Origin of the sequence: Streptomyces inhibens (assembly GCF_003389455.1) — a bacterium.
GTDB lineage: Bacteria > Actinomycetota > Actinomycetes > Streptomycetales > Streptomycetaceae > Streptomyces > Streptomyces inhibens.
Genome location: NZ_QUAC01000079.1, coordinates 1 through 12,824, shown reverse-complemented (window position 1 = coordinate 12,824; position 12,824 = coordinate 1). Strand labels below are relative to the sequence as shown.

The 12,824-nt window shown below is 71.2% G+C and carries 9 protein-coding genes; 4 read left to right on the top strand and 5 right to left on the bottom strand.

Annotation, left to right across the window (positions count from 1 at the left end; all coding sequences use genetic code 11):
• Positions 1–221 precede the first annotated feature (221 nt).
• The 3 genes from DY245_RS11360 to DY245_RS11350 all read right to left on the bottom strand — a co-directional run bounded on the left by DY245_RS11360 (position 222) and on the right by DY245_RS11350 (position 3,385).
• Positions 222–827 carry a TetR/AcrR family transcriptional regulator gene (locus DY245_RS11360; RefSeq protein ID WP_128506257.1) on the bottom strand — a complete coding sequence of 202 codons (606 nt, stop codon included), beginning with the start codon at positions 825–827 and terminating at the stop codon, positions 222–224.
• A 27-nt stretch (positions 828–854) separates the two neighbouring features.
• Positions 855–2,516 carry an AMP-binding protein gene (locus DY245_RS11355; protein ID WP_128506255.1) on the bottom strand — a complete coding sequence of 554 codons (1,662 nt, stop codon included), beginning with the start codon at positions 2,514–2,516 and terminating at the stop codon, positions 855–857.
• Positions 2,517–2,614: 98 nt separating this feature from the next.
• Positions 2,615–3,385, bottom strand: a complete 771-nt coding sequence (locus DY245_RS11350) for an SDR family oxidoreductase (RefSeq protein WP_128506253.1) — start codon at positions 3,383–3,385, stop codon at positions 2,615–2,617.
• A 173-nt stretch (positions 3,386–3,558) separates the two neighbouring features.
• On the opposite strand from DY245_RS11350, the gene DY245_RS11345 reads away from it, so the two are divergent.
• Positions 3,559–4,836, top strand: coding sequence for an exo-beta-N-acetylmuramidase NamZ family protein (locus DY245_RS11345; RefSeq protein ID WP_128506251.1), 1,278 nt, complete (start codon positions 3,559–3,561; stop codon positions 4,834–4,836).
• A 103-nt stretch (positions 4,837–4,939) separates the two neighbouring features.
• Positions 4,940–6,286 (top strand): MFS transporter, encoded by a 1,347-nt coding sequence (locus DY245_RS11340; RefSeq protein WP_244942984.1) that lies wholly within the window; start codon positions 4,940–4,942, stop codon positions 6,284–6,286.
• A gap of 21 nt (positions 6,287–6,307) precedes the next feature.
• Here DY245_RS11340 and DY245_RS11335 read toward each other — a convergent pair whose 3' ends face one another.
• A complete protein-coding gene (locus DY245_RS11335) occupies positions 6,308–7,330 on the bottom strand; it encodes a LysR family transcriptional regulator (protein ID WP_128506249.1) in 1,023 nt (340 codons plus the stop codon).
• A gap of 141 nt (positions 7,331–7,471) precedes the next feature.
• Complete coding sequence (locus DY245_RS11330) at positions 7,472–10,294, bottom strand: penicillin acylase family protein (protein ID WP_128506247.1); 2,823 nt, start codon at positions 10,292–10,294, stop codon at positions 7,472–7,474.
• A 257-nt stretch (positions 10,295–10,551) separates the two neighbouring features.
• Here DY245_RS11330 and DY245_RS11325 point away from each other — a divergent pair, with 257 nt between their 5' ends.
• Positions 10,552–11,166 (top strand): hypothetical protein, encoded by a 615-nt coding sequence (locus tag DY245_RS11325; protein WP_128506245.1) that lies wholly within the window; start codon positions 10,552–10,554, stop codon positions 11,164–11,166.
• Between the two features lie 156 nt (positions 11,167–11,322).
• Positions 11,323–12,765: an amidase gene (locus DY245_RS11320; protein ID WP_128506243.1), complete on the top strand. Its 1,443-nt coding sequence runs from the start codon at positions 11,323–11,325 to the stop codon at positions 12,763–12,765.
• The last annotated feature ends 59 nt before the right edge of the window (positions 12,766–12,824 follow it).

Sequence of the window (12,824 nt, the reverse complement as noted above, 5' to 3'; positions counted from 1 at the left end):
CACATCGGTAGCTATCGGTACTATCCGCACCTTAAGTTACGAGTCCCGGATGAGGACAGCCCCTGACCGTGACCGTCCCTTGAGTCTCATCGCCCCGGGGCGCATGCCCACTGGTCTTGCTCGCAATCCAACAATTTCCCGAGGGTGCGGTCAAGGCCCGGTGGGCCCGGGTGCCGAGCGGCGCCGGGGTGCGGCCCGGCGCCGCACCCCGACGCAGTGGCTCACGGCCGCAAGGCGCGCAGCAGCAGATCGGCGAGGTGGTCCGCGACCTGCTGCGGGGTGAGCGGACCGTTCTCGCGGTACCAGGTGCCCAGGTGGTGCACCGAGCCGAAGTGGTAGTCCACGACGAGGTCGGCGGGGATGTCGGCGGCGAACACGCCGGTGCGCTGGCCCTCCTCGATCAGGGCCCGGAAGCGCTCGTGGTAGCGCCGCCGTTCGGCGCGTACCTGCTTGTCCTTCTCCGGGCTGAGGTGGTGCATCGAGCGGAAGAAGATCTTGGTGTCGTCGAGGTTCTCGATGGTGGTGACCACGACATCGGCGGCGGCGTCCCGCAGCCGCTGCTCCACCGGCGCGTCGGCGTCCGCGAAGTGGTCCAGCCGCTCCTGCTGGAGCCGCAGCACCCGGCCGTAGACCTCGTGCAGCAGATCGTCCTTGGAACCGAAGTAGTGGTAGAGGGCGCCCTTGGTGACGCCCGCCGCATCGACGATCTCCTGGACGGAGGTGCGGTCATAGCCCTGCTCCGCGAAGAGCCGGGTGGCGGTGGCCAGCAGCCGCTGGGCCACCGGCTTCGCGCTGCCGTTGCCGTTGCCGTCCTTCGTGCCGGCCATCGCCCTCACCTGTCCTTCGTGCGTACGTCATGCGCGGTGGCGCAGCTCCCGTCGGAGGATCTTGCCACTCGTGGTCTTGGGAAGCTCGGCCAGGATCTCCACCTCGCGGGGATATTTGTACGCGGCCAGCCGTTCCTTGCAGTAGGCGGACAGCTCGGCGGGGTCGGGAGCCGTCCCCGGGCGCAGGCTGACATAGGCCTTCACCGACTCGCCGCGGTAGGCGTCGGGCACCCCGACGACCGCCGCCTCGCGCACCGCGGGGTGGCTGTAGAGCACATCCTCGACCTCGCGCGGCCACACCTTGAAGCCGGAGGCGTTGATCATGTCCTTCTTGCGGTCGACGACATAGAGCCAGCCGTCGGTGTCCATGAAGCCGATGTCGCCGGTGCGCAGTTCGCCGTCCGGAATGCCCTCGGCGGTGGCGTCGGGGCGGCGCCAGTAGCCGGGGACGACCTGCGGGCCGCGGACCGCGATCTCGCCCTGTTCACCGAACGGCAGGTCCCGGCCGTTCTCGTCGATGATCCGTACGACGGTGTCGGGGCCGGGGACGCCGACCGCGAGCGTCCCGGAGACCTTGTCGACCGGTGCTCGCCTGCCGGGCGGGACGCTGGCGCAGGGCGCGGTGCACTCGGTCAGGCCGTAGCCGTTGTGGATGTACGGGCCGAACTCTTCGTGGAATGTCGCGACGAGCGCGGGCGGCAACGGCGCACCGCCGGAGGACATGGTCACGAAGGACGCGAAGTGATCGCGGGTGACGCCGGGGTGGGCCATCAGCGCCATGAAGGCGGTGGAGGGGCCGACGGTGTAGGCGGGGCGGTGCTCCAGGAAGGCGTCCAGGACGACGCCCGCCTCGAAGCGGTAGGCCAGCGCGAGGGTGCCGGCGTTGGCGATACAGGCGGCCAGTTCGCAGACCATGCCGGTGATGTGGAAGAGCGGGGCGAGCGCGAAGTAGGTGGCGCCCTCGGGCAGGCCCAGGCCGGTGCGCTGGCGTTCGGCGTTGTAGGTGATGTTGCCGTGGGTGTTGGTGGCGCCCTTGGGGGTGCCGCTGGTGCCGGAGGTGTAGCTGATCAGCGCGAGGTCGTCGGCGGTGAGCTCCGGATCGGCCGGCACCGCGCCGATCCTCCCGGTGGTGCGGGCGACGGTCAGCAGATCGTCGGCGCCCTCCAGCGGTCCCAGGCGCTCGCCGCGCAGCACCCGCCGGTCGTCGCGGGTCTGCAGATCCCGTTCGTACGCGGTGAGCGCGATCCGTACGGACGGTGCCTCGGCGGCGGTGGCGCGCAGAAAATCGTCCCAGGTGCGGTCGGCGCAGATGACGGCGGTGACCTCGGCGTCGTCCAGGATGTGCCGCATTTCGCCGGACTTGTACATGGGGTTGACGGGCACCACCACGCCGCCCGCCTTCCAGACGCCGAGCAGCGCGAGCACGAAGTGCGGGGTGTTCTGCAGCATGACCGCGGCCCGGTCGCCGCGCCGGAATCCGCGCTGGACGAGGTGGGCGGCGATGCCGTCGGAGAGCGCGTCGGTCTCGGCGTAGGACAGCCGGCCGTCGAAGTAGGCGAGCGCCGTGCGGTCGGGGACGCGGCCCACCGCCGCCCGGAAGGCGTGCAGCGTCGAGGGGGGCGGCTGGACGGGGGCGCGCTGGGCGTCGGTGAGCTGTGCCAGCCACGGCTTGTCCTGGTAGGAGGTCATCGGGTGCGGCCCTTTCTTGCTGATCGCCTGATCATCCCTGCGGGGAACACCTGGGGTGACACGGGGTGGCGGCCCGGTCGGCCCGCCACCCCGTCCTGCTAGGAGCGGCCCTCGGCCTGCTCCAGCTTCTGCTGGAGGTGGTTCATCGCGCCGAGCCAGCGGTCGGGGTCGGCGGCCCGTGCGGTGTAGTAGTCGGCGACCTCCGGGTGCGGCAGGACCAGGAAGCGGCCCTCCGCCATCGCCTTGAACAGCGCGTCGGCGACGTCCTCGGGCTCCACGGCCGTGGGCGTGAGGACCAGGTCCCCGGCGGTCCCGGTGGCGGCGAGCATGTCGGTGCGTACGCCCTGGGGGCAGATGGCGTGGACATCGATGCCGCGGTGGCGGTAGGTCAGCGAGAGCCACTCGGCGAAGGCGTACGCGCCGTGCTTGGTGACGCTGTACGGTGCCGCGGCGACCATGGTCAGCAGGCCGGCGGCGGACACCGTGGAGATGAAGCGTCCGCTGCCGCGCGCCAGCCACTCCGGCACCAGCTCGCGCGCCGCCCGTACATGGGCCATGACATTGACGTCCCAGGCCAGCGTCCAGTCCTCCTCGGACGCCTCGGGCCCGCCGCCGGTGCCGACCCCGGCATTGGCGCAGAAGATGTCGATCCCGCCACCGAGCGCCTCGCGGGCGGCCGGGACGACGGCGGAGGCATCGCCGGGGACCGCGACCGCCCCGATCTCGTCGGCGGTCCGCTGCGCCTTGGCCTCGTCCAGGTCGTTGACCGCGACCCGGGCGCCTTCGGCGGCGAACCGGCGGGCCAGGGCGGCGCCGATCCCCCCGCCGGCCCCGGTCACGACAACGGCCTTGTCCCGTACGGCTTCCACGCTGTGTCTCCCTCGGTCGCGTCGGATCGACTCACTGGCAGACTAACCAGTCGGTATGTCCTGGCGGAAGAGTCCGTATCCCGTCACGGCCGGGCGCGTTCCGCCCGGGCCCGGAGCGCGTTAGCGTGCACACGACACGTATCCGGTGGGTTTCTGATCACGGAGGTGTACGGATGGCTCTGTCGAGACGCGTACTGCTCGGGCATCTGGCGGCGACCGGCGCGGCCGGCGCGGCGCTCACCGCGGCCGCCGGGCCGGCCCGTGCGGCATCCCCTGCCCACGGCGGCAAACGGCGGGTGCACACCGGCTTCGACCGGCTGGCCGCCGACGACTACCGCCTCCTGGCGGGCCGGCGGGTCGGCATCGTCACCAACCCCACCGGCGTCACCCAGGCCGTCGAGCACATCGTGGACGTCATGCACGCCGACGACCGGGTGCACCTGACCGCCGTCTTCGGCCCCGAGCACGGCTTCCGGGGCACCGCACAGGCCGGCGGCTCCGAGGGCCGCTACGACGATCCGGCCACCGGGCTGCCGGTCTACGACACGTACAACAAGAGCGGCAAGCAACTCGCCGACATCTTCACCGCCTCCGGCGTGGACACCATCGTCTTCGACATCCAGGACGTCGGCGCCCGCTTCTACACCTACATCTGGACGCTGTACGACTGCATGGTGGCGGCCGTCCTCGCCGGCAAACGCTTTGTGGTCCTGGACCGGCCCAACCCGGTCACCGGCCGCTCGGCCACCGGTCCGGTGCTGGACAAGGCGTACGCCTCGTTCGTCGGCCGGGAGCCGATCGCGCAGGCGCACGGGATGACGGTGGCGGAGCTGGCGCTGCTGTTCAACGGCGAGTTCGTCCCGAAGGCCGCCGGGCGCCCGGTGGAGCTGGAGACGGTCCGGATGACCGGCTGGCGACGCGGCGACTTCTACGACACGACCGGCCTGCCCTGGGTGCCGCCCAGCCCCAACATGCCCACCCCGGACACCGCGCTGGTCTACGCGGGCACCTGCCTGTTCGAGGGCACCAACCTCTCCGAGGGACGCGGCACCACCCGCCCCTTCGAGCTGCTGGGCGCCGATGGCATCGACCGGCGGTGGGCCGCGGCCGCCACCGAACTGGGCCTGCCCGGCGTGCACTTCAGGGAGGCCTACTTCGCACCCACCTTCTCCAAGTTCCAGGGCAGGACGGTCGGCGGCGTACAGCTGCACCTCCACGACCGCGCCGCCTTCGACCCGGTGCGCACCGGTATCGGCCTCCTGGTGACCGCGAAGCGGATCTGGCCCGGCTTCGCCTGGCGCCCGGACAACGGCATCGACCGGCTGACCGGCTCGTCGACCGTACGGAAGATGATCGACGCGGGCGCCGGGACGGACGAGATCGTCGCCGCCTGGCAGGAGAACCTCACCCGCTTCCGTGCGGTGCGGCGGCGGTATCTGCGGTACACGTAAGGGCGTTGGGCCGGTACCGGTCCCGGCCTGTCCCGGTCTCAAGAGCCGAGACAGGCCATGTCCGCTCTTGACCGGCCCCCGCACCGAGCCGGAAAGTGCGCTCGTGAGCAGTGACGCGACATCAGCACAGACACCGGCACCGGCATCGGCGGATTCGCCGGCGACGACGGACGGGGAAGCCGCCGGCGGTGAGAGCCTGCGCCGGGTGGCGGTGGCCTCGTTCATCGGGACGGCCATCGAGTTCTACGACTTCTACATCTACGGGACGGCCGCCGCGCTCGTCCTCAACCAGGCGTTCTTCCCGACGCTCGCCCCGGTCAACGCCACCCTCGCGTCCTTCTCCACCTACGCGGTGGCGTTCGCCGCGCGGCCGCTGGGCTCGGTGATTTTCGGCCATTTCGGCGACCGGGTGGGCCGTAAGTCCGTCCTGGTCGCCTCGCTGCTGCTGATGGGGCTGTCGACGGCGTTCGTCGGGCTGCTCCCCGGCTACGGCACCTGGGGCATCTGGGCGCCGCTGCTGCTGATCGCGCTGCGTTTTCTGCAGGGCATCGGCCTGGGCGGGGAGTGGGGCGGGGCGGCGCTGCTCGCGGTCGAGCATGCGCCGCGCAAGCGCCGTGGGCTGTATGCCGCGTTCCCGCAACTCGGCCCGTCCGTCGGGTTCTTCGCGGCGACCGGGGTGTTCTGGCTGCTGTCGTCCGGGCTCGATGACGCGGCGTTCCGCTCGTGGGGCTGGCGGGTGCCGTTCCTGCTGTCGTTCCTGCTGGTCGGCGTCGGGCTGTTCGTACGGCTGAAGATCAGTGAGACGCCGGTCTTCACCAAGGTGCTGGACGCCCAGGAGGCGAGCAAGGTCCCCACCGCCGATGTGCTGCGCCGGCATCCGCGCGAACTGCTGCTGGGCGCGGGCGGCATGATCATCGCGTATGGCCTCTTCTACACCGCGACGACCTACTGCCTCGCCTACGCCACCGGCACCCTCGGCATCTCCCGCAACACCATGCTGGGGCTCTCCCTCGTCGCCTGCCTCTTCCTGGCGGCCGGTACCTGGCTCGCCGCCACCCGCTCCGACGGCGCCGGCCGCCGCAAGCTGATCCTCGCCGGCAGCGTGCTCGCGCTGGTGTGGGGGCCGGTGCTCTTCCCGCTGCTGGACACCCGGCAGCCGGTGCTGATCGCCCTCGGGATCGGTGGCGCGCTGTTCTGCATGGGGGTGGTGTACGGCCCGATGGGCGCCTATCTGCCGGAGCTGTTCAGCGCGACGGTGCGGTACTCGGGCGCCTCGCTGGCCTACAACCTGGGCGGTGTCCTGGGCGGCGCGGTGGCTCCGCTGATCGCCACCCGGCTCCAGTCGGCGTACGGCTCGGCATCGGTGGGCTGGTACGTCAGCGCGATGGCGGTCGTCTCGCTGCTGTGCGTCCTGGCACTGCCGGAGACCCGGGAGCGGGAACTGGTCTGAGGTGCCGGTGGCGCCGCGCACTCACGAGCTCAGCCACCACCGCCCGCTCTCCCTGGACAACGCGTCCCACAGGAGGTTGAGGGGATGGCCGGGCCCGTAGGAGTCCCGCTCGCCGCGCCGGGTGAAGACGCCGACCAGGACCTCGGTCCTGGGGCCCACCTCCCCGACGATCTCCAGGGTGCGCAGCCCGCCGGCTTCCGGGAGACGGCCGTCCGCGGCCGCCTCCCCGATGCCCCGGGTGACCAGCATCGCTCCGCTGACCACCCCGGAGCGCAGCAGCTCGAAGCCGTAGTGCGCGGCCTCTATCTCCGCGGCGACGGACAGTTTCTGCCGGTAGTCGGGGCCGTACCACGCGGTCAGGAAGCGGCCGATGAGGCCGCGCGCCGAGATGACCAGCGGCAGCCCGGGCAGATCGCGGGCGCCGAAGGAGGGGCCGGGGAGCCGGTCCGGCGGCAGATTCGTCAGCAGCGAGAGCCCACTGCGGCGCCACTCCATGACCTCGTACGGGGCCAGTAGCTCCGTCTCCGCGCCTTCCGTGACCACGACGCTGCCGCAGACCAGATCCAGTTCCTTGGAGCGCAGTTTGGCGAAAAGGTCTCCTGTGCGGACATGGGTGACCTTCAGATCCACATCGTCGCGTTCATAGTCCTCGCGGACGCGTTCCACCGCTTCCAGCAGAAAGCCGAGCGTATAGCGGGTGGTGCCGACGGACAGCGTCCTGCCGAGCCGGCGCCGGGCGTCGTGCACACCGCCCGTCCACTCGCCCAGCGTGCGCCGCGCCAGGTCGACCAGCGCCTCGCCGGTCGCGGTGAACAAGGCGTCCCTCCCCCGCCCCTGCTTGAGCACCAGCTCCTCGCCGCACAGCGCGGCGAACGTGCGGTTCATGGTGTCCAGTTGCTTTTGCACGCTGGACTGCTCGCGGCCCAGCCGGCGGGCGGCGCCCAGCGCGGTACCCGCCTCGTGGACGACGATCAGCGTGCGCAGCTGGTCCATGGTGGTGTCCAGCAATTCGGTCGGGTACTGCTGCGGACCTGACAAGGCCATGCGCCCCTACTCGCTTTCCCATCCCCTGGAATTCAGAACTGTGCAGCATAGCCCCAACGGAAAGCGGCGCCACGGCCCGCTCGTGGCCCGTGCCGAAGGCCCCGGGGTCACACCCCGGGGCCTTCGTGTGGCGCTTCCCGTCTACCGGTGTGCCGGGAACTCCACGACCTGCTGATAGGTCGGCCGGTTCTGCCAGCTGATGGTGTCGTGGGTCAGACCGCCCACCGCACGGTGGATGATCGCGTCCGCGCACCACTGGTCGCCGGCCTTGCAGCTGCCGTCGCCCGGGTAGACCTGCTCGGCCGTCTTGCCGTTCGCCTGCTGGAGTGTGGCCAGCAGGGTCTCGCGGCAGGCGGACAGCTCACCGCCTCCGCAGTACCGCTGGGCGAGCGGGCCGTCGACCTTGTCGCCGAGCACCGACCGCAGATCCTTGTCCGCATAGCTCCACCAGCCGTACTGGAACGCCGATCCGGCGTGCGCCCCGGTCGGGCCGTGGCCGGCCGACGGTGATTCGTCGATGGCCAGATTGGCGCGCAGCGCGTCATACAGGTCGCCGCCGAGGCCCGGCTTGAAGACGGCCTCGATCATCTGTGGCCACCAGGCGTCCATCAGGCGCACCGCGTCCGGGTGGGTGTAGGTGTGCGAGCCCGCCGCGGTCTCCCGGCGCTGGGCGCCGTCCTTGCGCCAGGCCTCCAGCTGCTGGACCGCGGTCTTCAGCTCGGGGTCGGTGAGCGGCTTGCTGTTGATCACGCGCAGGAGTTCGGGCAGGACGTCCTCGCCGCGCAGGTCGGTGCCGGCGGCCTCGGCCATCGCCCGGGTCAGCGACGCGCGGGTCACCCCGCCGTCCTTGGTCAGCGCGCGTACCCGGTCGTCCAGCAGATTGCCGCGGTGCACCGAGCCGTTGCCGAAGCCGGCCGAGTCGTAGTCCTTGGCCTGTTTGTTGTTCCAGGAGATGTAGTAGTCCTGGTTGACGGACTGGGGGTGCTGGGCGGGCGGGGTGTAGTCGGTGGAGTTGGTCGTGGGGTCGTAGCCCTTCCACTCGTAGGCGTCGTCCGCCTTGACGGGCAGCGACGGGTCGACGGCGGGGTTGCGGACCGGGTTGAGGCCGCTGTTGTAGTACGCGATGTCGCGGGAGTCGGCGTAGAACCAGTTGAAGGCGTAGCCGATGTGCTGGGCGGCCTTCTGGAAGGTCTTGGCATCGCGTACGTACGACGGGTCGTTGAGCATCTGGAAGCCGATGATCGAGTCGGCCTCGTGACGGTAGGTGGAGCGCTGCGCGGTGTAGGCGACGGGCTTGCCGCCGAGGGTGGCGCGATGGGTGACGGTCCCGTACTTCGTCCGGAAGATCTGCATCCGGTAGGAGCCGGCCGCCGTCGGGTCGGCGATGGTGGGCTTCCAGGAGTTGGTGCGCTCCAGCTTCTCCATGGGGACGCAGGTGCCGCGGTAGCGGTAGGAGGTGGAGTCCTTGGTGGGCTTCGAGCCGTCCGCGTTGCACAGCTCGACGGCGAAGGTGTCGGTGATGTCCTGGCCTGCGGAGGTGGCGCTCCAGGAGTAGTCCTGGCCGCGGCCGAGCTGCACATACATCCCGACGCCCGCGAACGAGGCGCCACGGGCGCTGATGCCCGGCCCCTGGATCTCCTGGAGCATCAGCAGCTGGGGCGCGAAGTAGCCGGTCTGCGGGCCGAAGACGGCGACGGGGTTGCCGCTTGCGGTGTGCTTGCCGGAGACCAGCAGGGCGTTGGACATCCCGCGGTGCTGGGTGGGGTTGAAGCTGCCCTCGGGCAGCACCCCGTCCTTGAAGAGCCCCTCCAGCTTCTTGAACTTCTTCGGGGCCTTGACCGGGTCCTGGGGCGGGTTCTTGTCCTTGGACGCGGCCGCGCCGGTGCGGTCGAAGACCAGCGGCTCGGGGGTGACCGAGCCTCGGTCGGGCAGCGCCACGCCCTTGGCCTTGGCCGGCTTGACGGCGTACGGGAAGCTGCTGCCGTCGTGCAGCGTCTTCGCGGCCTCGGGGTCGTTGCGCTCGCGGAAGGACTCCCAGACCGCGGTGCCCTTCTCGACGCCGTACTTCTGCTGGGCGGAGAGCAGGGCGAGGGCCGAAGTGACCTCTCCGCCGCCGCCGTTGCCGAAGAGCCCGCCGACGACGGAGGCCAGCGCTATGAGGTCGGTGAGCTTGAAGGGCTTGATCTCACCGGCGTTGGTGATGGCGTCGACATGGCCGGTGAGCACGTACTCGCCGGGGAAGTAGCGGCCGTTCTTGGACTGTTCGCGGTAGGCGTTGATGCCGTCGACATAGGCCTGGGCGTCGGCCATGGCCTGCTTGCCGCGTTCGCCGTTGGAGTCGCGGATGGATTCGACCTGGGCCTGCAGATCGGCTTCGGTGTACGGGGCCTGCGGCCAGAACTGCTGCTCCAGGCCCTGGTTGGCGGGCGCGCCGCCGGCGAACGAGGTCAGCTCGCCGCGGCCGATGTGGCGGAAGAGGTCCATCAGCCAGAGCCGGTCCTGGCCCGCGGCGTAGCCGGCGCCGAATTCGGTGCCGTAGCGGGTGGTTCCCTTGATGTGCGGGACGCCGGTCTTCTTGTCGCGGGTGATGGTCACATCGTCGCGCGGCGTGCTGACCTTGCCGACCTGGTCCTTGGGGACGCCGAAGGAGGCGTCGTTGAAGAACTGGGTGAGGGTGTCGTCGGTGAGCGACCGGTAGCCGCTCGCCAGCGCGCCGTAGGGGGCGAGTTGGTCGGTGGAGTGCTCGGGGTGGGTGCCGAACATCTTGTTGCCGAGGATCTCCACCAGGGTGGCGTTGCCGGTGGCGCCGGGCGGCAGGATGTCGGCGCACTGGTCCTGGCAGTAGTCATTCTCGTCCGGTGCGGCGGTCGCGGCCGCGATGGGGGGCGGTGCCAAGAGCGTGGCACCCAAGGCGAACAGGGCTGCCACGGCGGCAGTCCTGAGCCTTCCGGTACGTCGTCGCATTCCTGCTCCTCGATGGGGGTCCCCCTTGCTCCTTGGGAACTTGGGGGAGGGCGGGCGGGACGTTACCGGCGGTTATCCCCGACGGGAAGATGAACAACAGTCACCTTTTCGAATTCCCCACAGCCATCGACCCGGCGCCGCCACGCCGCTTCGAAGCACCCGCCACCGAACCCGCAAGAAAGTTCGATGGATCCAGGCGGTGATCGGCTACGTCCCATCGCCGTCCAGTCGGATCCTCCCCATGGAGGTGGGATGGAATGGCCGGTTTCAGAGCCCTCGCAGAACAGGTCCGCAATCCACGACTCGTCGCGGCTCAGCGGCGCACCGCCCTGCGCAAATGCCTTGAGCGCTTCGCCCCTTACGGGCACCGGGCGACCTGGCACCATCTGTGCACCCGGGCCGGTATCGCGACCCAGGACCGCGATCCGGACCCGGAGCGGCTGGTCGCCGCGCTGACCGAGTTGGAGGAGGCCCGCGACCTCTGGCTCGCGTACGAGGAGGAGTTCGCCGCCCGGCGGCGCAAGGAGAAGCACGACGGCATCCGTCAGCCCGGCGTGCTCGACGACTGGCACCGCCGGACCTGGGGCGGCTGTGACATCGTGCCGTGCGCCTCACCGCAACGGCATCCGGCGGCCCGACTCGCAGTGGTGCTGCACAGCATGATCGTGGCGATGGAGGCGGGACGGCCGCGCCGCGACTGCCCGGTGTGCGGCTCCACCCGCTTCAGCTGGCTCCCGGAGACCGCGGACGTCCCGGCGTCCGGGCCGGCCTGCCGGCAGTGCGGTGTGCTGGCACCGGTGGCCGTGCTGACGCCTGAAGCGCTGACGGCCGCGGGCCGGGTCGGCGGGGCGGGGGCGTTCGCGGCGGCCTGAACGCGCCACGCAGTTGCGGCCTTTACGAACTCACCCTCGAACTGAAACAACTGTTCACGGGCTGACCACCCACCCCGGCATCGCGCCCGGCGCGGGCGTCGGCCCTGCCCGTACGGCACCAGCCGCACGGGCACCTGAAGGAGAGGGTGGACGTCCATGGCCGAACTGCACGATCTGACCGCGCTCGAACAGGCCGAAGGAATCCGGTCCGGTGAGCTCTCCCCCGTCGAGCTCACCGACCACTATCTGGCGCGGATCGAGCGGCTCGACGACACGCTGGGCGCATTCCTCACCCGTACCCCGGAGATCGCCCGCAAACAGGCCGCGGAGGCCGAGAGCGAGGCCGCCGCGGCCCGTCGCGAGGGCCGCGAACTCCCGCCCCTGCACGGCGTTCCGGTCCCCGTGAAGGACCTCGTCCAGGTCGCGGGCGTGCGCTGCACGATGGGCTCGCGGGCGCTGGCCGAGCATGTGCCGGCCGTCGACGACCATGTCGTCGGCAAGCTGCGGGCGGGCGGCACGATCCTGCTCGGCAAGACCAACACCCCCGAATTCGGGCTGCCTTGCTACACGGAGAACGGTCTGGCGCCGCCCGCCCGCACCCCGTGGGACCTGGAGCGCTCGGCGGGCGGCTCCAGCGGCGGGGCGGCCGCGGCCGTCGCCGGCGGGCTGGCGCCCCTCGCGCATGCCAGCGACGGCGGCGGCTCGATCCGTATCCCGGCGTCGGTCTGCGGGCTGTTCGGCATCAAGCCCAGCCGCGGCCGGGTCAGCGGCGGCCCGCTGCTGCACGATGTCACGGGCCTGGCGACGTCCGGCCCGCTGGCCCGTACGGTCGCCGACGCGGCCACTTTGCTGGACGTGCTCGCGGGCACGATGCCCGGCGACCCGTACGCGGCGCCCTCGCTCCCGCCCGGCGAGACCTTCGCCTCGCACGCCCTCCGCGACCCCGGACGGCTGCGGATCGCCGCTGTGACCGAGGCGCCCATCCCCGGCGTCGAGGTCCACCCCGACTGCCGTACCGCCGCCGCCGACACCGCCGCGCTGCTGACCGGACTCGGCCACGACGTGGAGGAGTTGTCGCTGCCCGCCGACGACGGCATCCGCCACGCCTTCACCCGGGTGTGGTCCGTGGTGGCCGCGCACCGCCCGCTGCCGCCGGAGGCCGAGGAGCTGCTGATGCCGCTCACCCGCTATCTGCGCGGCCGCGGCGCCGAGGTCTCCGGTCCGGACTTCACCCGCTCGATGTACGCGTTCCGAATGCTCGCCCAGTCCCTCGCGGACGGTCTGATGCCGCCGGACGGCGGCTATGACGTGATTCTCTCGCCGACCGTGGCCGCGCCGCCGGCACCCGTCGGCGGACTGCGCAACGACGCCGACCCGCAGGCCGAGTTCTCCGCCATCGGCGCCTTCACACCGTTCACCGCGCTCTACAACGCCACCGGTCAGCCCGCGGTCAGCGTCCCGCTGCAGTGGAACGCCGAGGGGCTGCCGATCGGGGTGATGCTGGCCGGCCGGTACGGCGACGAGGCCACCTTGATAGCGCTCTCCGCGCAGCTGGAGCAGGCCCGGCCGTGGGCCGCCCGCAAGCCGTCCATGTGGTGACGGCCGGCGCGCGCCCGTCCCACCACGGGGCGGGCGCGCGCCGCGCTCATGGGCCGTCC